Below are 20,636 nucleotides of genomic sequence, written 5' to 3'. Positions count from 1 at the left end.
AAGCCTTTTCCATTCAGGCTTTAAATCCACTTCGTACTCGCCGTATTGCACAGTAGTTGTTCCAAGCACCTCTTGAGCGATATGGGCAATAAGGTTTTCAGTCAGGCTCATGATATCTTTATAGTCAGCATATGCTTCGTATAATTCAATCATAGTGAATTCAGGATTGTGCCGTGTAGAAACACCTTCATTACGGAATACCCGGCCAATTTCATATACCTTTTCAAGGCCGCCCACAATCAGACGCTTCAGATGAAGCTCAATCGCGATACGCATATAGAGTTCCATATCCAGCGCATTATGATGAGTGATAAATGGACGTGCAGATGCTCCCCCTGCAATGGAATGCATCATAGGTGTTTCAACTTCAAGGTAGCCATGGCTGTCAAGATAGCGGCGCATGGATTGGATAATGCGGCTTCTCGTGACAAAAGTCTTTTTGCTTTCCTCACTCATAATGAGATCCAGGTAACGCTGACGGTAGCGCTGCTCAACGTCCTTCAGCCCGTGGAACTTATCCGGCAGCGGACGAAGGGATTTAGTCAGAAGCACAAATTCCTCCGCTTTAACAGACAGTTCGCCTACTTTTGTTTTAAAGAGCTTGCCGCTGATCCCGACAATATCTCCCAGGTCAGCAGTTTCGAAGATGGAGTAGCTTTCTTCTCCAACAGCATCTTTGCGGACATAGATTTGAATTTGCCCTGATAAATCCTGTACATGGGCGAATCCGGCTTTCCCTTTTCCGCGCTTCGTCATAATGCGGCCTGCCAGTGTAACAGAAATATCCTTTTCCTCAATTTCTTCCTTCTCAAGCTCACCGTATTGCTCAATTAATTCATTGCTTTGGTGTGAACGGTCGAAACGTTTCCCGAAAGGATCCATTCCCTGTTCGCGCAAGCTGCTCATTTTCTCGCGTCTTACTTTCAACTGGTCATTTAATTCTTCATGACTCTGGCTCACTGAAATCATCTCCATTTTGTAAATCTTTTTATGTACGCACAAATCTGCGGTCCTTCAAAAATGTATATCTCTATTATTTTACACAATGCTGGCAAATCAGACATCCTAAATAGTTAAATAGAATAAAAACTGCCAGTTCATGCACTGGCAGTTTCCATTTATCAAAAGTATTATAGGCAAAGAATGTCAACCTGTCAAACTTTACGCAGTTATACAGCCTGTATCTGACTTCTTTCTTTTTCTTCTGCATCAATGACAAGAGCGTTAAGAACGCTCACCAATTCTTCTCTTGTATTGGATTCATTGATTCCATTGCGGACCTTCGCATTGCCGCGGATTCCTTTCAGGTACCATGCAGCATGCTTTCGCATTTCGAGTACAGCGATATGTTCACCCTTTAATGAAATCAGGCGGTCCAAATGGAGGATGCACACATCCATCTTCTCTCGTACAGAAGGCTCGCCCATTAATTCACCCGTCTCAAGGTATTTGACTGTACGGTAAATCATCCATGGGTTCCCCAGTGCAGCCCGTCCGATCATGACACCGTCACAGCCTGTTTCATCCAGCATGCGCTTGGCATCCTGAGGTGTTTCCACATCACCATTTCCGATTAGCGGAATGTTAATGTTCTGCTTTACTTCGCGGATAATATCCCAGTTCGCTTGTCCTTCATACATCTGGACGCGCGTCCGGCCGTGGAGGGCTACAGCTTTGCCCCCTGCGCGCTCAACCGCCTGAGCGTTTTTAACAGCGTAGATGTGATCTTCATCCCAGCCCATCCGCATTTTTACGGTAACCGGCTTTTCAACAGCGGCTGTTACAGCAGAAACCATTTCATAAATTTTATCCGGGTCAAGCAGCCACTTGGCACCCGCATCACATTTGGTGATTTTAGGGACAGGGCAGCCCATGTTAATGTCGATGATATCCGCATTCGTATTTTGATCTACAAATTTCGCCGCTTCTACAAGCGTCTCTTTTTTGCCTCCGAAAATCTGCAGGCTTAGCGGGTTTTCTCTCTCATCAATATAAAGCATGTTCATTGTCTTTTCGTTCTGGAGGACAATGCCTTTGTCGCTGACCATCTCAGCACATACAAGACCGGCACCGAATTCTTTCACAGTCAGACGGAAAGCGGAATTGCATACTCCGGCCATTGGAGCCAGTACCACACGGTTTTTCAGCTCGATATCACCTATTTTAAACATAATTGCACCTCCCTCTGTAATTATTCAAACTTATATATTAATCCTGCTCCTGTCCGGGAGCCAATTCTTCCTGTGTCACTTTAAGCGCCTGAGCGATCTGCTCGATTAAAGCCGGTGCAGGCATGCGGTTTCCTCTTTCAATTTCACCTAAAATTGAAACCGATACACCGAGCTCTCTTGCAAATCCTTCTTGTGTAAATCCTTTTAGCTTTCGAAAAGCGCGAATACGTCTTCCCCATTTTTCTGCTTCCATATCCGTACTCCCTCTCTGTCAGGTATATCTTCCAGTATTGAAATTAAAGGCCGCTCCATCTTCGGAAGCCTGATGCTGGAATCAACCTCTAAAAGAGGAACAAGGACAAACGCTCTTTCATGCATCCGAGGATGAGGAACTATTAGCTTCTCTGTTTCAATATTTTCGTGACTATACAGCAAAATGTCAAGGTCTATTGTCCTCGGGCCCCAATGGATTTCCCTTTTTCTCCCAAGTTCTAATTCGATATCAAGGCACGCATCCAGCAATTCAAAAGGATCTAAGCCGGTAGAAATTTGGATTGCCATATTCAGAAATTGTTCTTGATCTTCATAACCGACCGGATCCGTTTCATAAACAGATGAAGTATTTACCACTTGGGTTTGCGGAAGCTGATCAATCATCTCAACTGCTTTCTTCAAGTGGTCAAACCGGCTTCCGATATTTGAGCCAAGCGCAATAAAAGCGGTGTTCCTCATGATCTGCCTCTCGTAATCTCGACGGCTACTGACTGATAGTGGCCGGGAATAGGCGGATCAGGCTTGATCACTTTGACCGTCAGCTGCAAAATAAGCGGGAACCGGGAAAGTAGTTCTGCTGCCAGCTTTTCTGCTACAGCCTCAACCAGCTTATAGGGCTCCCCTTCCACAACCTCTTTGCACACTGCATACAGCTCACCATAGTTGATGGAGTCATCAAGATTATCGGTTTCCCCCGCCTTTTTCAGGTCTGCTTCGACAGTAAGGTCTACAGCAAAGCGCTGGCCAAGGCGTGTTTCTTCCGGAAAAACACCATGGTAGCCATAAAACTCCATTCGGTTCACATAAATTTTATCCATTGTATTCACCTTTTCCCATTAAAGCGTCCATCATTTTAGCCATTCGGCTCATTTCCTTTACATCATGAATGCGGATCATCTGGCAGCCCTTTTGGATGCCGTAGCAAACCGTCGCTCCCGTTCCTTCTGTCCGCTCCTCAACCGGAAGGTCCAGAATGGTTCCGATCATCCGCTTCTTCGATGTGCCAAGCAGCACAGGATACCCGATGGCCACAAGCTTGTCCAAATCCCTCATCATTTCCAGATTATAGTTCAAGTCCTTAGCAAAGCCGATGCCCGGGTCAAGGATAATATTCTCGTCCTTAACACCCGCAGACTTAACAAGCGCAATGCTTTCGTACAGGTCATTCATAACATCGCGGAAAAAGGATGTGTATTCCATATCCTTGCGGTTATGCATTAAGATGATCGGCGCTCCCGTTTCCGCTGCGGTTGATGCCATTTCAGGATCCGCTTTGGCTCCCCATACATCATTGATGATATGGGCCCCGGCTTCAATGGCCTGCCTGGCGACCTCGGCTTTATAGGTATCAATGGATATCGGAACATCCACTTCTTTTGAAATTGCCTCGATAACAGGAAGAACACGTCTCAGCTCTTCGTCTGCAGGTACCGGATCGAATCCCGGACGGGTTGACTCTCCGCCGACATCGATGATATCTGCTCCGTTTTCAACCATCTCCAAAGCATGCTTGACGGCCAGATCCTGATGACTGTATTTGCCGCCATCCGAAAAGGAGTCAGGCGTTGCATTTAAAATTCCCATTACAATGGTTTTCTTCCCGTAATCTAGCGTATATGGTCCACACTCAATTGTTGTTTTAGTCATTACGAACCCTCCTACAGTTCATTCCTGCTCCAAAAGTGTTCACAGCAGTTTTCATAGTGCTTCTGGAGTTCCGATGTTTTCTTCCCGGATAACCCTGGCATTGTATGGCCGTCAAACGAGGAGATTGGCACAATTTCCTGGATGGAGTTCGTGACAAAAACTTCATCCGCATCTCTTACAGCTTCTGGTCTGTACAGGCCTTCCTGCACATTCATCCCCAGCTTTCCGGCAAGCCTGATTACAAATTCCCGGGTAATGCCGTTTAGTATGCCAGTATGAAGAGACGGGGTAAATAAATGGCGATCACGAATCCAGAATAAGTTCGACGTGATCCCTTCTGCCAGATAGCCTTCCCTGGTCAAAAAGATCCCTTCTATGCCAGGATTGTCCCCCGCTTCCTTTTTGGCCAGAATGTTATTTAGATAATGATGGGACTTCAGGCGTTCTGCCCCTTCAGGTGTATTGCGGGGAATCTCAAGTATCACTGCCTGCTTTTCTGCGCTTGCACTTCTTGGCGGGAGCGGTTTGCAGAAAATGATCGTATTCGGGTTAAGGTACGATGCTGTCTGCAGGCCTATCTCCCCGTTACCCGCTGACACATTCATCCGGATATAGGCATTATGGTATCCGTTTTTTCCGAGCAGCATATCCAGCGCTGCGAGCACCTGTTCCCTGGTATAAAATGCTTCGATATTTATCGCTTTAAGGCTTCGGTTCAGCCTCTCCAGATGATCGTCCAATAAAAAGGGATGCCCATTATAGACACGGAACGTCTCAAACAGCCCCATTCCATATAAAAAGCCATGATCAAAAGGAGAGATCCTGGCCTCCTCTTTCCTGACAATTTCCCCATTCATATAAATATACAAGGTTTACAGCCCCTCTGCCTGCAGTGAAGCTTTGTAATGCTGAATAAAATTCTGAAGGAGTTCCTTTCCGGCCGTGGTCATAATTGACTCCGGATGGAATTGGACACCTTCTACAGGCAATTCCTTATGGCGAATGGCCATAATCTCTCCCTCAGCTGTCCATGCTGAAACCTCAAGACATTCCGGAAGTGTTTCCTTTTTGACAATCAGCGAATGGTAGCGGGTAGCAGGAAAAGGGTTGGGCAGGTCTTTAAATATAGACTTTCCATCATGAAAAATGTCAGAGGTTTTTCCATGCATCAGACGCTCTGCTTGCACCACATCGCCTCCGAATACTTGAGCAATTGACTGATGTCCCAGACAAACGCCAAAGACCGGGATTTTGCCTGCAAAAGCTTCAATGGCTTTCAGGCTGATGCCTGCTTCATTCGGGCTGCACGGCCCCGGAGAGATCATCAGGAACTTCGGCTGCATACTGCCTATTTCAGAAATCGATGTTTCATCGTTTCTTTTGACAACCAGCTCTTCACCTAATTCACCGAGATACTGTACGAGATTATACGTAAAAGAATCGTAATTATCGATCATATAAATCATAGCTGATCCCCTTTTGCCTGTTCTGCGAGTTCTTTTGCTTTCCAAAGAGCAATTGCCTTTTTCAGTGACTCTTTGTATTCATTTTTCGGATTGGAGTCAATGACGATGCCTGCACCTGCCTGCACATGGGCCTGTCCATCTTTCACGAGCATGGTGCGGATGATGATATTCAGCTCAAGATCACCGCTGAAATTGATCCAGCCAAGAGAGCCGGTGTATGGTCCCCTTGTGACCGGTTCAAGCTCTTCAATAATCTCCATGGTGCGCACCTTAGGGGCACCCGTAATCGTTCCCCCGGGAAATACAGCGTCGATGATATCAACTGCATTTTTGCCTTCTGCCAGCTCGCCTTTTACATTGGAAACGATATGCATCACATGTGAGTATTTTTCAATTACCATGAACTCATCCACTTCAACTGTCCCATATTCGCAGACTCTTCCCAGGTCATTTCTCTCCAGGTCAACCAGCATTACGTGCTCTGCACGCTCTTTCTCATTTTCAATCAGTTCACTGGCGAGCTTGAGGTCCTCCTCATGATCCTTCCCCCTGGATCTTGTCCCGGCAATCGGCCGCGTGCTGACGGTGTTTCCTTTTTTCTTAATCAGCAGCTCAGGCGATGCGCTCACAAGCTGGTATGAAGGTGTGTGGAAATACCCCATGTATGGAGACGGATTTAACACCCTCAGCTGCTCGTATACATCCATAGCCTGAATATGCATCGGGCGGCTTTGTCGTACCGAGAGATTCACCTGAAAGACATCTCCCTGTGAAATGTAATCCTGAACACTTCGGACTGCAGACTGGAATTCTTCTTCGTCCATGGATACACCAAGTGTTTGTTCTGCCGGACTGCACCCCGCTTTCTTAGAAGGCTCTCCGCTCTCATTCTTCCATCTCTGCTCCCAATTATCTGCCCGTTCCTCGATCGAGTGCTCTTCCCCTTTTTCATATAAGAATAGAAGCCAGAGCTGTTCCGTTTCATGATCAAAGACAAAGCAATCTTTATAAATAAAAAAGTGGATATCAGGTATTTGAAGATCATCCCGGGCTTCATCTGGAAGCTTTTCGATATATCGTGCATAGTCATAGCTGATGAACCCGATTGCACCTCCCTGAAAGTCAGGAAGTTCTTCAAGCTTATCTGCATTATATTGATTCAGCCATTCCTGCAGCAGGTGAAGGGGGTTGCCTTCGAGCACCTGCTTTTCCCCGTCTGCGGTTATTTCAAGCTGTGAATTTTTTCCTGTTAAAATGGCTTCCGGCTCAAAAGCTGCAATGCTGTATCTGCCGCCCCGTCCGCTTTCAAGTAAAACATGATGCGGCAATCCCTCAGACAGCGAGCGGTATGTGCGGAAAAACCGGTTATATGTATATGGTATTTTTTTTGCATGGATCTGAAGATGCTTCACTAAAAGTCACCCCTATATATTTCTCTTTTTTCATCATACATGATACGGGGCATGCATTCATAATTTTTATTACAAAAAAAACAGCGGCCATCAGAGACCGCTGTCTTATCAATTATTCAGCTTCAAATTGGTATAAAGGAGTACTTAAATAACGTTCGCCGTTACTAGGGAGAATGGCCAGAACTTTTTTGCCCTTGCCAAGCTCTTTAGCGACCTTCAGTGCCGCACTGATCGCCGCACCGGAGGAAATTCCTCCAAGGATACCTTCTTCTTTGGCCGCACGGCGGGCATAATCAAATGCCTCATCGTTCGCAATCTGGATTACTTCATCATAAATCTTTGTATCCAGTGTATCCGGTACAAACCCCGCTCCAATGCCCTGGATTTTATGCGGGCCCGGCTTTCCGCCTGATAGGACAGGTGAATCAGTTGGCTCCACTGCGTAAATTTTGATGTTTTTATATTTTTCTTTAAGCACCTGGCCGGCTCCTGTAATGGTTCCGCCTGTTCCGATTCCGGAAATGAAGGCATCCAGCTGGTCGCCCATTTGCTCTGTAATTTCAGGTCCAGTTGTTAAACGGTGAACTTCAGGGTTCGCAGGGTTTTCAAACTGCTGAGGAACGAAATAGCCATGTTCCTTTGCCAGCTCCTGCGCCTTGCGGATCGCACCGCCCATTCCTTCCGGTCCAGGTGTGAGGACAAGGTCAGCCCCGTAAGCACGCAGCAGATTGCGGCGCTCCATACTCATTGTCTCCGGCATCACAAGAACGGCTTTATAGCCTTTGGCTGCGGCAATCATCGCTAATCCAATTCCTGTATTTCCGCTTGTCGGTTCAATGATGGTATCACCTGGTTTAAGACTTCCATCTTTCTCTGCAGCCGTAATCATTGCCAGGGCAATACGGTCTTTTACGCTGCTCCCCGGATTCATGTACTCCAATTTTAGATAAACATCTGCGCTATTATCATCAACTAGACGGTTTAGTTTCACAATTGGCGTATGGCCAACAAGATCTGAAATTGAATTTGCTACACGTACCATTTTCCCCACTCCTTATTTCCGACTATTTTTATTGGTTTAATCTAAATTTACCAATTTCCAATGGGAATGTCAATGAATTTGACTGCCATTTAAAAGAAAATTCATACTTTTGTCATTATAGATATGTACCCATCTCTATTCATGATACTCAATTTATCCAGAAAAAAACACGGAATTCGCTCCGTGTTTTTATATTTACTGCTCACCGTAAAACCATTCCACATCCGTCTCTTTCCAAAATGGCTTGGCAGAGACAGGAACATCCATCTGCTCAAGAGCTATCTGGCGGCGAATCATGTTCTTCACCTCTTTAAAGGAATACTTTTCTCCCTTTAAATGCTCATGAAGCATGACAACAGCATAGCCATCTTCTGTTTTAACCGGTTTAGTCCATTTGCCGGGCTTCAGGTCTTTGACCTGTTCCAGTACTTCTGCCGGTATGTGCTCATCATCTTCACTGACGTACCCTGCATTTCCCCCAAGGTTGGCAGTGAATTCATCAATGGATCGCTCCATCGCCAGCACAGAGAAGCTGGAGCCTTCTTCCAGCTCCTTCACTGTCTGTTCTGCTTCTTCTTTTGTTTTTACAATGATTTGAGAGATGTGATAGGTGTCAGGAACATGAAATTGACTGCTGTTTTCTTCATAATAGCTCTTCATTTCCTCTTCTGAGACAGAGACATCAGCCGTCAGCAGCTCTTCAAGAATAAGATTGTTCTTGATTTGCCTGCGCCATTTGTCTTCACTCATCTCATCAGTGAAATTGCCGCCATACATCGTCTTGACCATTTTTAGCTCAAGATCTACTGCCTTATCAGAGATTTTCACCCCGTATTTTTCCCCGGCTTCTTCAATGACCTTCTGATCAATTAATTCGCTTAAGGTGCTTTTTCCGTACTTCGTTTCCATCTCACTCATCCATTCCTGGCGAGTGATCTTTTCCCCGCCGATTTTGGCTACTGCTTCCCCGCTGCCATCGCTTTTAAAAAGCAAAAAGGCCAATGTGATAAGATTCAGCAACACTAAACCGCCAATGATCATTAAAAGCTGTCTCTTTTCCAAGTGCTCCTCCCCCTAAGAAAAGCGCAAGCACCTGTCCCTCCCCGACACTCGAGGGGGCAGGCACTGAAGCTGGACATTTCTATATGTTCAAAAAACAAAAGCGTTTGGCCCCGGCCTAAAGGGCAGACCTTTAGGAGACCGGCAAACGCTTATTTTATCACTTTACTTCGTTTTTTAATTCTTCCAGTTCTTCTTTTGTATAATGATATTTCTCGTTGCAGAAGTGGCAGGAAGCTTCAGCCTGGCCGTCTTCATCGATCATCTGCTGGATTTCGTCTTCACCGAGGCTGATAATCGCATTGGCAAAACGCTCTTTTGAACATGTGCAAGTGAAGGATACTGGAAGCTTCTCAAGGAACTTCACATTATCTTTGCCAAGAATCGTTTCCAATAGCTCTTCAGGCGTTAAGCCCTGCTGGATCAATTTGGATACAGGCGGAATTTCTTTCAGTCTGTTCTCAATTAAAGTAATCGTCTCTTCATCTGTTCCCGGCATAAGCTGAAGAATGAATCCTCCAGCAGCAAGAATAGAGTTATCAGGATTAACAAGAACCCCCACTCCAACGGATGATGGAACCTGTTCAGAAGTAACAAAGTAATAGGTGAAATCATCTCCAAGTTCTCCAGAAATCAGCGGAACTTGTCCTGTAAAGTGTTCTCTCATTCCAATGTCCTTAACAACAGTCAGCGTCCCTTCAGTGCCGACCGCGCGGCGCACGTCAAGCTTGCCCTGCTCATTAAGATCGAAGTGCGTCTGCGGGTTTGTTACATAGCCGCGCACCTCTCCCTTAGCATTGCTGTCTACAAGGATGGCGCCAATTGGGCCGCCGCCTTCGATTTTGATAGTCAGTTTGTTATCGCCCTTCAGCATAGCGCCCATCATGACGCCCGCCGTCATGGATCTTCCTAATGCGGCAGAAGCTGTTGGCCATGTATAATGCCTGCGCTGGCCCTCCCCAACTGTTTCGGTAGTGCGGGATGCATAGGCACGGACTTGTCCATCATATGCAAGTGCTTTTACTAGATAATCACTCATTTTTTTCTCCTTTCTACGAAAAGCGGAAGCGCTTTGCCCACCTCCGACACCCTAGAGGGGGTAGGCTGCTTGCGCTAGACAATTTTCGAAGTTCAAAAAGTTTAAATCCTTGTTATCTTCCAGAGAAACTGATTTAATGGCAGCAGCTTTTTAAGCTTACTATTTTTTTATGTTCTCCATATTTCGTTTATAAATAATCTGCAGGCCCTTTAAAGTTAAAAATGGATCCACAACATCGATGATATCCGACTCTTGAGCGATGAGCCCCGCAAGGCCTCCCGTGGCAATGACAGTCGGCTTTTCATCTGCCTGATCTTTCATTCTTTTTACTATACCTTCCACCTGGCCGACGTAACCATAAAGAATTCCCGCCTGCATGGCAGATACAGTATTTTTTCCGACAATATGATCAGGACGTGCAATTTCTATTCGTGGAAGCTTCGCTGCACGGGAATAAAGAGCCTCTGTTGAAATCCCGATTCCCGGGGCAATGGCGCCGCCCATATATTGTTTATTTTCATTGATATAGCAATAGGTAGTGGCTGTCCCAAAATCGACAATAACTAACGGGCTTCCATATTCATGAATGGCCGCTATAGCATTGACGATGCGGTCTGCTCCCACTTCTCTCGGGTTATCATACTTGATGTTTAAGCCTGTCTTGATGCCAGGACCTACAACAAGAGGCTTCACATGGAAATATTTCTGGCACATTCTTTCAAGCGAAAACATGATTGGCGGCACCACTGAGGAAATGATAATGCCATCTATATCTGAAAAGGAAAGATTCTCATGCTCAAACAGAGACTTCACAATCATTCCATATTCATCTTCTGTTTTATTCCGGTTGGTTTCAATTCGCCAATGATGCTTTAATTCATCTTGGTCATAGACACCCAGAACGATATTCGTATTCCCTACGTCGAAAACAAAGATCAACATTCTCACCACTTTATGATTATTTAAAACGCTTTTTTCACTGAAAACATCATATCACAACTGCTGTTGTTTCGTGTAATCGAAAATTCCGGTCAATCTTGGAATTGATATTTTCCGGCAAAAAAAAGCGCCCCTGGAGGCGCTTTTCGATTATTATTTGTCTTTGCGTTCTTCGTCGATGGCAGGTGGCACATCCGCTTCTGCAGGGCTTGAGCCTTCCCTTGTTTCAGGGATTTCGCCTGTTTCAGCAGGATCCTCTTTCTTGATGCTGATGTTCACTTTCACATCTTCATCATTTGAAATGGAAGTCACTGAACGGTCAGGAAGTCTGCCATGTTCTGATAAATGCTTGATTTGTTCCGCATCAAGCGTTTCGACTTCAAGCAATGTATTGGCAATCAAATTCAGCTTATCTCGGTTTTCTGTGAGGAGCTTTCTCGCTCTTTCATAAGATTCCTTGATGATACGCTGGATTTCAAGATCGATTTCATATGCGATTGCATCTGAATAGTTCTGTTCATTATGAAAGTCACGTCCAAGGAATACCTGGCCGCCCTGAGACTGTCCGAACTGCAATGGTCCAAGCTTATCGCTCATTCCGAATTCGGTTACCATGCGGCGGGCAATGCCTGTCGCACGCTGGAAGTCATTATGGGCACCTGTGCTTACTTCACCGAAGACAATTTCTTCAGCCACACGTCCGCCAAGCAAGCCGACAATTTTGTCGAGAAGCTCAGGTTTCGTCTGGAAGTAGCGGTCCTCTTTTGGAAGCATAACTGCGTATCCGCCAGCCTGGCCGCGCGGCACGATTGTCACTTTATGAACCATTTCTGCTTCATCAAGCACTAAACCGATGACTGTATGACCTGCTTCATGGAAAGCAACGATGTTTCTTTCCTTTTTAGAAATAACACGGCTTTTCTTAGCGGGACCGGCAATTACACGGTCTGATGCTTCATCTAAATCTGTCATATCTATCTTTTTCTTATTTCGACGGGCTGCGACAAGGGCCGCCTCATTCAATAAGTTTTCTAAGTCTGCTCCTGAGAAACCAGGTGTACGCTGTGCAATAGCCTTTAGGTTGACACTCTCATCAAGAGGTTTATTGCGTGCGTGTACTTTAAGTACAGCTTCACGACCTGTTACATCCGGGCGGTCAACTGTAATCTGTCTGTCAAAACGTCCCGGACGCAATAATGCCGGGTCAAGAATATCCGGACGGTTAGTGGCAGCAACGATGATAATTCCTTCGTTTGCTCCAAATCCATCCATTTCAACTAGAAGCTGGTTAAGGGTCTGCTCGCGTTCATCATGTCCGCCGCCTAAGCCGGCACCACGCTGGCGCCCTACAGCATCGATTTCATCGATAAAAATAATACATGGTGCGTTCTTTTTCGCATTTTCGAATAAATCACGGACACGGGAAGCACCCACACCTACGAACATTTCAACGAAATCAGAACCGCTTATAGAAAAGAACGGAACGCCCGCTTCACCGGCTGCTGCCCGTGCAAGCAAGGTTTTACCTGTTCCTGGAGGTCCTACAAGAAGAACCCCTTTGGGAATTCTTGCTCCCAATTCAGCAAATTTGCGCGGGTCTTTAAGGAACTCAACGACCTCAACAAGCTCCTGCTTTTCTTCATCGGCGCCTGCAACATCTTTAAAGCGCACTTTCTTTTTGCTTTCATCATAAAGCTTGGCTTTGCTTTTGCCGAAGTTCATCACACGGCTGCCTCCGCCCTGCGCCTGGTTCAGCAGGAAGAAGAATAGGATGAAGATGATGATGAAAGGAATGATTGACGTAAAGAATGTCACCCATCCGCTTGTTTCCTTAGCCGGCATGACTTCTACATCTGAAGACTGGGCTAATTGATCCACACGGTCAAGGATATTATCATTGTTCATGATATAAGTCAGGAAGTATTTGCCTTCCTCATATCCTTCAAGCTGACCCCGTACTTCAAATACACCTCTCTCAGGCTGAAGGGAAATGGACGTAATATCGCCGCTTTCCAAGTGATCAACAAATTTATTATAAGAGATGTGCTCCGTTGGTTCATTGTTGCCGTTAAAGAAGCTGACAACTCCAATAATGACTAAAAATATCAATAAATAAAAGATGGTATTCCGGAAGATCCGATTCATCCCTTACCTCCTCCCACGGTAAACAAACTATAGTGTATAGTATCATAAAAAATCGTGCCAATACAAGGAATTAGACTTCTTAAAACCGGGTGATTCTTGTTTCAGTAAAGGGCTTTAATTCAAGATCATTGCTTAGGATTTCCTTAATCGTTATTGCTGTATACTTCCGGCTTCAGGACTCCAATATATGGAAGATTGCGGTACTTTTCCGCGTAATCAAGGCCGTAGCCGACTACGAATTCATCAGGAACAATAAATCCTACATAATCAGCTTTGATATCAGCCTTTCTTCCTGTTGGCTTGTCAAGCAGTGTTACAATCTTAATGCTTTTCGCTTTTCTGTAACGGAACAGCTCAACAAGATAGCTGAGTGTCAAGCCGCTGTCGATGATATCCTCAATGATCAGAATATCTCTGCCTTCCACAGAAGTATCAAGGTCTTTCAGAATTTTCACTTCTCCTGAAGAAACCATTGCATTCCCATAGCTTGATACATCCATGAAGTCCATCTCAAGATATGTATCCACACGCTTTAAAAGGTCGCTCATAAAAGGCATTGCCCCTTTTAACACCCCAATGGCAAGCGGGAATCGATCCTGGTATTCTTCAGTAAGTTCAGCAGCAAGTGACTTTACCTTATCCTGCAGCTCCTCTTCCGAAATCAGTACTTTTTCAATATCATTTTTCATCATTTATTGTGCCCCCTAGAAGATCATTGCTTTATGTATTTTAAAATAATATAGCTGGTACAAGATTGCTGCTGCCTATCATCATGTGATTTCTTCAAACCAGGCACCCACAGGATCCTGCCTTGTGCATCTGTCACAATTGGCCAGGTTTTCCGATCATGCAGCGGTACTTTATGATCAATGAAAATGTCCTTTATCTTTCGGGACCCCTGCATTCCTTTAAGCGTCATGCGGTCTCCCTTTTCTCTAGTCCTGATAATGATTGGAAAAGAAACACCCTCCCTGTCTAATACCAGGGTATCATTGTTTAGAATTCCATCAGAACAGTCAGCATATTCAAGGATAATTGATCCGCTGTTTGGGAGTTTAATGCTTGCAGGTTCGAAGATTTCATATCGATAGGATTGTACAGGTTCCTTCGGGAATAAGAAGTGGCATTGCCGGTAGGAGCGTACAATATGTAAACCGCCTGGAAAATCTAAATTTCCCGATGGATGAGGACTTTTCATTAAGGAAAAAATGCTCTCAATATGAGATGCCGATAACGATGCCGGCCTTTCCTTATAAAGATAGTTTAATATTAGTTGAATCCCTCTCCTTTGTAAAGGCATTGGCATTGCCTCGAAAGCATCGATATCCATACTAATTTCCTCATTGGTCTTCTTTTTCATTACTGTATTCATTTTGTGGACGGTTAATTCCTGCAGATATGCTTCATCACTTTGCAAATCTTCACTGAATCTTTGAAAATGCTCATGGACCTGAGGGTTTTCTTTTCTCAGGAATGGGAGCACTTCCTGTCTGAATCGGTTGCGGCTGTATATCCCTTTTTCATTGCTTGGATCCCGCCGGGGGTTCAGGCGTTCTTTCAGGCAGTAGCCTTCGATTTCGGCTCTATTCAAGCATAGGAAAGGGCGGATGATAAAATAATCGCCAAATGTTCGCTTGAAGGGAATTCCTGCTCTTGCGCTGCCGGTGCTTCCCCTTGTGAGCCGCATTAATATGGTTTCAACCTGATCATCGCCATGATGTCCAAGGGCTATGTACTCTGCCCCATATTTCTTGGCGGTTCTTTGATAGAAGCTGTAGCGGCAATCCCTTGCAGCTGTCTGGGAACTCTTCCCGGATTTCTCCATATATTCAGGTACATTCACTCTTTCCATTTCAAATGGAATGGCCATTCTTCTGCAGTAATCCTTCACAAACATGGCGTCCTGAAAAGATTCTTCGCCTCTAAACATATGATCGACATGGGCGGCGATAAGTTCAATTTGAAGCTGCTGTCTCTGGTTCCAAAAATAATGGAGCAGGGCGATTGAATCCGGTCCTCCCGATACACCGACTACTATTTTCTTATTATTTAAATCCAGTCCCTTTTTCTTAAGGAAAGCACTTACTTTCTCTTGGAGCATACGCTTCTTCCTTATCCGATAGAAATATATTTATCGCTGACAATCAGAGGAGAAAATCACCCTCTATATTGAAGTTTCACTTTATACTACCCCTGCAAAGGGCAGCGTAATCCTTCATATAGAAAAGCATATCATTTATAAAGGGTAAATATCAAAAGGGATTAAGCTTACTATACGGATCAGGGCGAAGAAAGTTTCATTTTTCTCAAATTTAAAGCAGCTGCCCATAAATATATAAGAAATAAAGAAGTGTCACGATAAAGGTAATCAGCAGGGTTTCAAAGATGCTCCCTTTCTGTTTTTTCTGCCTGTACACTTGCCTGCTGGCAGGCTGAGGACCGGCTGTTTGTCCAGCATTCCTGTTTCCCGTGCTCCTTTGCACGGAATTTGAACGAGTGAGCTGGAGCATATCATTTCTCATTTCACCAGCCGATCTATAGTGGCCTTGCAGGGCATTTAGAATAACATCTTCGTATTTCAGCAACTCTTTCTTTTGGCGGACCATCATTTTGAGCTGTTTGAGGTCACCTGTTGTCTTGGCAAACCTTTTTGGGTATGCTGTGTTGATTATTATCATGGCTGCAGCAAAGAGATCGTAGGCCGGGTCAGCCTTTCTGGTCCCCAATCCCCAATAGCCGCGATCATAAAACTCGGTAAATTCTTTTATCGCCCTGCCTTGAATGGTGGTTCCACCCACATCAATGGTTCGTATTTTTGAGGGAGGGCCTGTTACGATCAGATTATCTGGCTTTAAATCACCGAAAACCCAGCCGGCTTTATGCAAGGAATCAAGATCGTTCAACAGCTGTACGATTAAAACACCGGTCCAGGATGATCCTTTTTGCTGGATAAATGTCAATAAATCAGGGCCCTGTATATATTCCATTACATAGAACGAAACCTTTCCGCTCCTTCTATCCCAATCATCCACATCAAGCAAAGAAGGCCCGAGGGCAGAGCCTTGGACCTTTGCAAAGGATTTAAGGACGTTCACTTCAGACGTGATGGACATCCCGTTATCACTCATTTTCAAAGCAACCTGCTGATTTTGGTTTTTAGCGAGATAAACGATCCCATTAGCACCATACCCCAATTCCTTTATAATGGTATACCGGTTTCGGTGCCACTTTCCTTCAATTACAGTACCAGGGTTTACTTTACACTGACTCTTCAAAGAATGATTCATCATCACCGGAAAGCAGACTCCTTAATGAACGTTTTTTCTTGAAATGGTTTAGGGCCTCATGAATGGCCGGACCTGTAGGCGTAATCCCTCCTGTTGTCAATTTCGAGAAAATGCTGGTCAGCGATTCAAGATTCGGCGTCCAATCCAGCAATTTTTCGACATCTTTCTTTTTCCCGGGAAATACGAATACGGAAAAACGGTTATCACCAGATCGTGCATTAAGACTTAGAGAAAGATCCAGCAGGGCTTCCTTAACGGTTGGAAGCTTATGCTTCATGCTTGCACTGGTATCCACGAGAACCAGCACTTCAAGTTCGACTGTCTCACCCAGTTCATCCACAACCTCCATCACTTCGCCGCGCTGATCAGGCGGAAGGTCCTCCATTGTTTTTGAGCCGCCCAGGATCTGCTGAAGCTCCTTGTTCACAACTCCCTGAAGGGTCTGGGTCATGGCTTTTCTCGTCACCATCTGCACAGTCTGGGACAGTTGCTGAGAGTAGACAACCTGACTGACTCCGCCTCCTGACATCGCGATTCCTTCAATTTCATTCATTCCCTGCTCATCAATGACATCCTGCTCCATGACTCCGATTACATTCACGGTTATTCCCTGCTCCTTGGCCAGGGCCGCCATGGCAACGGGATCTTCACCCTGATTTGAACAGCCATCCGTTATCAGTAAAATTTGCTTCAGTGTTCCTGTTTTCATTTGAAACTCCCCTCCACATATGAGTTGTTAGCATTTTCGACTGAAAGGAGGGGAAATATACCTAAGAAATGCGGAAGCACCTTGTTCACCCCCGACAAGCACAAAACTAGTCTCCCGGGAAGGCGTATTGCCTTTCTGGGAGGATTAGCTTGAGACCTCGAGGGGGCAGGTGCTGGAGCTGGACAATTACCTAACTTTAGAGACCTTATTGAATTATTTAACTATGAGAAAATTACTCAGTTCGCCTTTTGGCGAATGGCATGTACGGGGATGCTGGTCCACTTCGGAGTATTGTGTTTGACCTTTGACACAACCACCGTCATATCATCTTCAATGTTCCCGGACCTTGACCTGATGACCTCTTCCATAATTAAATCGGCCACTTCTTGAGGGTCTTCCGTCTTTAACTCGGATACCTTGCGCTTCATCCACAAATCAAAGTTCTCAACATGCTTCGGCCCTTCAAAAACGCCATCACTCATCATGATCAGCAAATCTCCTGCTTTAAGCTGCTCACTGACCACATCTACATCAAATTCCTGGATGATGCCCATCGGGAGGTTGCTGGCCTGAATTTTCATTACCTTATGGCCTCGCTTTACAAAACTTGGAGTTGATCCAATTTTCAAAAATTTCGCATCAGCATTCTGCAGATCAATCATGGCCAAATCCAAGGTCGAGAAAATTTCGTCTGTGGTCCTTAAAGAAAGAACGGAATTGACTGATTTAATGGCAACCTGCTCTTCAATCCCTGACTGAAGAATTTTCTGAAGGAGCTTAAGTGTTTCCTGGCTTTCCGCATGAGCCCGTTCCCCATTGCCCATTCCATCACTAATGGCAATCGCATACTTTCCGCATCCCAGCTCGATAGTGGAATAGCTGTCCCCTGATACTAAACCGCCATCCTTCGCAGCATGTGCAACGCCTGTTTCAACCACGAATGCCTTGGCTGACCGGAATGTGACATGACAGTATCCATTCGGGAACGCGGCGCATTCCTCTGAGTTTACTAATATCGTTTCTTCCAAAATATCAGATAGCATCGGTGCAATTAGCTTTTCGCATTCTCCATGCCCTTGGCAATATGGAATGGTCATATCAATGTCGACATTTCCCTGTTCCAGGCTGTAGATTTCCACCTGCTCGATATGAATGCCAAACTCCTGAAGCGCTTCAAGGATCTGTTCTTCCTGTTTATGATGATTTTCCCTCTCTCGCTGAATTTCCTTCGCAAAATCACCCATTACTTCTGAAACACCCATCAGCTGATCAGCTACCAGCCTTCTGCTTTCCTGAACCTGCTTCTTCAGCTTTTGGTTCGCCTTAAAATAAGTCAGCTCCTGCTGTACGGCTTCTGTCACTTTTTTCGATCTTGTGCAGTACTTTTCCCATTCCCTCGCAAGCTTTGGAGAAAGAGCACCTTCATTGTTGTCCACATCGTGCATAATATCCATCATATAGTCATAGGTTGTATTAAAGTTCTTTGACCAGCAATGATCTTTCTTAAAGCAGGTCTGGCATGTTTTTTCGGTTACATTGCTTAAGAAATAATCCACTTCCCTGTCACCGTCTTCTTCCCATTCAGAAGGCACATCATGAGAGGAGAAGCTTTTGGAAAGGGCTTGGAAGACACTTGAGAACTGGGCAACACGCTGTGCTGTTACATCGCGCATTTTTCTCATATATTGCTGCTGCTCAGCGGCATATTCAGGCGTTCCCGGGATGTGCTTAGCCAATTTCATCGTTAAAGCCTGCGGTGTTAATAAAAATAAGAGAATCGCTGCGCCTGTTTCAGACAGAGTTTTCATGAGATTTCCGCTTCCTTCTCCATACATGCCCATAAGGAGGGTCGCAATCAGAAGGCCGAATGCCACACCGAACTTCCTCCCTTCTTTTAAAAGACCGCCTAATAGACCTGCGAAGGCGAGCAGACTCATATGATAAAAGCTCGATATATTCGCAAGGGAGAAGATCAGACCGGTTACCACCCCTACTGTAGAACCGACGGTGGCTCCTGCCACAAAGGCAAAGAGCAGGACAAGGTAGCGAGACATAATATGCTCGACCGAAAGATCATAGACCGTCCAGCCGATCGTTCCCGTCATGACAGAAGCCAGCATAATGATCAGGCAGACGATTTCTTCGGTTTTCAGTGATTGTCTGCGTTTATTTATCGAAAGCAGCGGCAGCCCCTGCAGAAAAATCAGCGTTAGAATGAAACCAAGGCCTGACTCAACACCGGCCATCATTCCATCATATAAAGTCAGCTGGCCCTTCAAAATGAAAGCCTCCAGGAGCTTGCCTCCTAAAAGAGTGAAGAACACGTAAAAAGGCAGTGCCCTGATTTCATTATGCAGCCATTTTTTCGAGACCCGGAAGGCAAATAAAAAGATGAAGGTTATTCCAAAAGCAGATACAGCATTGGAGATGGACAATGTGGCAGCGCCCGCCATTAACCCCCCTAGAGCCAGGGGCGCCTTATCCCTTCGTATGAAGTAAACCGCTGCAAAAAACGGAAGGCTAAATGGGGTAAGCTTCGCCAATATCAAGGCTCTTCCAAGCAAAAAGCCAATGATCAGCAGAACATAGCCTTTTTTCAGAAAGAAATTCTCCAATCCTGAGTGGAGTTTTTTTAAGCCTTTGGCAAAATCCAGTTTCGGTTTGTTGAAGGGCACTTCCCCGATCGGCTCTATTACATTCCTTTCTACCTTTTCCATTAAACTACACTCCCCATATTTTTATCGTTGCTGACAATTATAAAATCCAGCGCTCCAGAAGTTTGTCAAAATAGCGGACAAGCCCCGGCTTTTCGTTCGACGGTTTTCCACTATATATGGGGAGAGATAACAAGATTTAAAATTGGTCTTCCTGAAGTTCCAGTTAATTCTGACAAAAAAAGTAAACAAACCCTTAGAATGACAGCTTTCTGCGGAAAGAGAAGCATGGAAGAAATTGACGAAGAGGCAAGGGAGGTTTACGACATATTTCTTTAAATATCTTATTGACTTCCTTTTTAAAAATTTGTATTATAAATCTTGTGCTTCAGAGCACAACTATAAATCTATGAAATTATGGCGGTGTAGCTCAGCTGGCTAGAGCGTACGGTTCATACCCGTGAGGTCGGGGGTTCGATCCCCTCCGCCGCTATCACAGAATGCGGAAGCGCCTTGGTCACACCCGACAAGCACAAGACGATCCTCAATTAGAGGTGTTTATTACCTTTTTGGGAGGAGTGGCTTGTGACCTCGAGGGGGCAGGCGCTGAAGCTGGACAACTTAGAATGTTATCTTCCACGGCCCGTTGGTCAAGCGGTTAAGACACCGCCCTTTCACGGCGGTAACACGGGTTCGAATCCCGTACGGGTCATTTCAAAAGAGCGTCAGCCTTAGGCTGGCGTTTTTTTGATGGATTTGGAGGGATTCTTCGTCTTTCAGAACAGCTTTAACC

The 20,636-nt window shown here is 45.2% G+C and carries 19 protein-coding genes and 2 tRNA genes (1 of these 21 running past the window's edge); 2 read left to right on the top strand and 19 right to left on the bottom strand.

Annotation, left to right across the window (positions count from 1 at the left end):
• The 19 genes from lysS to spoIIE all read right to left on the bottom strand — a co-directional run.
• Positions 1–969, bottom strand: partial view of a lysine--tRNA ligase gene (lysS, locus tag ACR42H_RS00475; protein ID WP_113885360.1) — the 5' portion only. The gene continues 531 nt to the left of window position 1, outside the view; only the first 969 of its 1,500 coding nucleotides appear in the window; the start codon lies at positions 967–969; the stop codon falls past the left edge of the window.
• A 200-nt stretch (positions 970–1,169) separates the two neighbouring features.
• Positions 1,170–2,171, bottom strand: coding sequence for a tRNA dihydrouridine synthase DusB (dusB, locus tag ACR42H_RS00470; protein ID WP_113885314.1), 1,002 nt, complete (start codon positions 2,169–2,171; stop codon positions 1,170–1,172).
• A gap of 37 nt (positions 2,172–2,208) precedes the next feature.
• Complete coding sequence (locus ACR42H_RS00465; protein ID WP_436374426.1) at positions 2,209–2,424, bottom strand: helix-turn-helix domain-containing protein; 216 nt, start codon at positions 2,422–2,424, stop codon at positions 2,209–2,211.
• The gene (gene folK, locus ACR42H_RS00460) at positions 2,376–2,903 is read right to left on the bottom strand and encodes a 2-amino-4-hydroxy-6-hydroxymethyldihydropteridine diphosphokinase (RefSeq protein WP_113885315.1); all 528 of its coding nucleotides are present in this window, start codon (positions 2,901–2,903) and stop codon (positions 2,376–2,378) included. Before folK ends, ACR42H_RS00465 begins: the two co-directional genes overlap by 49 nt.
• The gene (folB, locus tag ACR42H_RS00455) at positions 2,900–3,262 is read right to left on the bottom strand and encodes a dihydroneopterin aldolase (protein WP_048008794.1); all 363 of its coding nucleotides are present in this window, start codon (positions 3,260–3,262) and stop codon (positions 2,900–2,902) included. Before folB ends, folK begins: the two co-directional genes overlap by 4 nt.
• Entirely contained in the window at positions 3,255–4,091 is an 837-nt protein-coding gene (gene folP, locus ACR42H_RS00450) for a dihydropteroate synthase (protein ID WP_436374423.1), read from the bottom strand. The genes folB and folP overlap by 8 nt, the downstream gene beginning before the upstream one ends.
• Before the next feature lie 11 nt (positions 4,092–4,102).
• Positions 4,103–4,960 (bottom strand): aminodeoxychorismate lyase, encoded by an 858-nt coding sequence (gene pabC, locus ACR42H_RS00445; protein ID WP_436374421.1) that lies wholly within the window; start codon positions 4,958–4,960, stop codon positions 4,103–4,105.
• Positions 4,961–4,963: 3 nt separating this feature from the next.
• Entirely contained in the window at positions 4,964–5,557 is a 594-nt protein-coding gene (gene pabA, locus ACR42H_RS00440; protein ID WP_048008791.1) for an aminodeoxychorismate/anthranilate synthase component II, read from the bottom strand.
• Complete coding sequence (pabB, locus tag ACR42H_RS00435) at positions 5,554–6,969, bottom strand: aminodeoxychorismate synthase, component I (protein ID WP_436374419.1); 1,416 nt, start codon at positions 6,967–6,969, stop codon at positions 5,554–5,556. Before pabB ends, pabA begins: the two co-directional genes overlap by 4 nt.
• A 112-nt stretch (positions 6,970–7,081) precedes the next feature.
• Positions 7,082–8,011 (bottom strand): cysteine synthase A, encoded by a 930-nt coding sequence (gene cysK / locus ACR42H_RS00430; protein ID WP_048008789.1) that lies wholly within the window; start codon positions 8,009–8,011, stop codon positions 7,082–7,084.
• 195 nt (positions 8,012–8,206) lie between these two features.
• A complete protein-coding gene (locus tag ACR42H_RS00425; protein WP_113885322.1) occupies positions 8,207–9,073 on the bottom strand; it encodes a peptidyl-prolyl cis-trans isomerase in 867 nt (288 codons plus the stop codon).
• A gap of 157 nt (positions 9,074–9,230) precedes the next feature.
• A complete protein-coding gene (gene hslO / locus ACR42H_RS00420) occupies positions 9,231–10,109 on the bottom strand; it encodes an Hsp33 family molecular chaperone HslO (RefSeq protein ID WP_436374417.1) in 879 nt (292 codons plus the stop codon).
• A gap of 159 nt (positions 10,110–10,268) precedes the next feature.
• Positions 10,269–11,048, bottom strand: coding sequence for a type III pantothenate kinase (locus ACR42H_RS00415; RefSeq protein WP_163145274.1), 780 nt, complete (start codon positions 11,046–11,048; stop codon positions 10,269–10,271).
• 153 nt (positions 11,049–11,201) lie between these two features.
• Positions 11,202–13,193, bottom strand: coding sequence for an ATP-dependent zinc metalloprotease FtsH (ftsH, locus tag ACR42H_RS00410; RefSeq protein WP_436374415.1), 1,992 nt, complete (start codon positions 13,191–13,193; stop codon positions 11,202–11,204).
• Between the two features lie 143 nt (positions 13,194–13,336).
• A complete protein-coding gene (gene hpt / locus ACR42H_RS00405; RefSeq protein ID WP_181782424.1) occupies positions 13,337–13,882 on the bottom strand; it encodes a hypoxanthine phosphoribosyltransferase in 546 nt (181 codons plus the stop codon).
• A gap of 23 nt (positions 13,883–13,905) precedes the next feature.
• The gene (gene tilS, locus ACR42H_RS00400; protein ID WP_436374413.1) at positions 13,906–15,294 is read right to left on the bottom strand and encodes a tRNA lysidine(34) synthetase TilS; all 1,389 of its coding nucleotides are present in this window, start codon (positions 15,292–15,294) and stop codon (positions 13,906–13,908) included.
• A gap of 211 nt (positions 15,295–15,505) precedes the next feature.
• Positions 15,506–16,483, bottom strand: a complete 978-nt coding sequence (locus tag ACR42H_RS00395; RefSeq protein ID WP_436376793.1) for a serine/threonine protein kinase — start codon at positions 16,481–16,483, stop codon at positions 15,506–15,508.
• Positions 16,452–17,189 (bottom strand): VWA domain-containing protein, encoded by a 738-nt coding sequence (locus ACR42H_RS00390; RefSeq protein ID WP_436374411.1) that lies wholly within the window; start codon positions 17,187–17,189, stop codon positions 16,452–16,454. Before ACR42H_RS00390 ends, ACR42H_RS00395 begins: the two co-directional genes overlap by 32 nt.
• Positions 17,190–17,425: 236 nt before the next feature.
• Entirely contained in the window at positions 17,426–19,906 is a 2,481-nt protein-coding gene (gene spoIIE, locus ACR42H_RS00385) for a stage II sporulation protein E (protein WP_436374409.1), read from the bottom strand.
• A 356-nt stretch (positions 19,907–20,262) separates the two neighbouring features.
• Between spoIIE and ACR42H_RS00380 the strand changes: the two genes are divergently transcribed.
• Positions 20,263–20,336: transfer RNA gene (locus ACR42H_RS00380), tRNA-Met, on the top strand.
• A gap of 147 nt (positions 20,337–20,483) precedes the next feature.
• A tRNA-Glu gene (locus tag ACR42H_RS00375) sits at positions 20,484–20,555 on the top strand.
• Positions 20,556–20,636 lie beyond the last annotated feature (81 nt).

Origin of the sequence: Cytobacillus sp. BC1816 (assembly GCF_051353635.1) — a bacterium.
GTDB lineage: Bacteria > Bacillota > Bacilli > Bacillales > Cytobacillaceae > Cytobacillus > Cytobacillus oceanisediminis_C.
The sequence above is the reverse complement of the archived record's forward strand: the minus strand, read 5'-3'. Positions and strand labels throughout refer to the sequence as shown.

Excerpts from the sequence above, each read along its gene's own strand:
- dusB (WP_113885314.1), bottom strand. The coding sequence starts at position 2,171 with ATGTTTAAAATAGGTGATATCGAGCTGAAAAACCGTGTGGTACTGGCT.
- spoIIE (WP_436374409.1), bottom strand. The coding sequence starts at position 19,906 with ATGGAAAAGGTAGAAAGGAATGTAATAGAGCCGATCGGGGAAGTGCCC.
- ACR42H_RS00390 (WP_436374411.1), bottom strand. The coding sequence starts at position 17,189 with ATGAAAACAGGAACACTGAAGCAAATTTTACTGATAACGGATGGCTGT.
- ACR42H_RS00465 (WP_436374426.1), bottom strand. The coding sequence starts at position 2,424 with ATGGAAGCAGAAAAATGGGGAAGACGTATTCGCGCTTTTCGAAAGCTA.
- folB (WP_048008794.1), bottom strand. The coding sequence starts at position 3,262 with ATGGATAAAATTTATGTGAACCGAATGGAGTTTTATGGCTACCATGGT.
- cysK (WP_048008789.1), bottom strand. The coding sequence starts at position 8,011 with ATGGTACGTGTAGCAAATTCAATTTCAGATCTTGTTGGCCATACGCCA.
- pabA (WP_048008791.1), bottom strand. The coding sequence starts at position 5,557 with ATGATTTATATGATCGATAATTACGATTCTTTTACGTATAATCTCGTA.
- folP (WP_436374423.1), bottom strand. The coding sequence starts at position 4,091 with ATGACTAAAACAACAATTGAGTGTGGACCATATACGCTAGATTACGGG.
- ACR42H_RS00395 (WP_436376793.1), bottom strand. The coding sequence starts at position 16,483 with ATGATGAATCATTCTTTGAAGAGTCAGTGTAAAGTAAACCCTGGTACT.
- folK (WP_113885315.1), bottom strand. The coding sequence starts at position 2,903 with ATGAGGAACACCGCTTTTATTGCGCTTGGCTCAAATATCGGAAGCCGG.
- ftsH (WP_436374415.1), bottom strand. The coding sequence starts at position 13,193 with ATGAATCGGATCTTCCGGAATACCATCTTTTATTTATTGATATTTTTA.
- hslO (WP_436374417.1), bottom strand. The coding sequence starts at position 10,109 with ATGAGTGATTATCTAGTAAAAGCACTTGCATATGATGGACAAGTCCGT.
- tilS (WP_436374413.1), bottom strand. The coding sequence starts at position 15,294 with ATGCTCCAAGAGAAAGTAAGTGCTTTCCTTAAGAAAAAGGGACTGGAT.
- hpt (WP_181782424.1), bottom strand. The coding sequence starts at position 13,882 with ATGAAAAATGATATTGAAAAAGTACTGATTTCGGAAGAGGAGCTGCAG.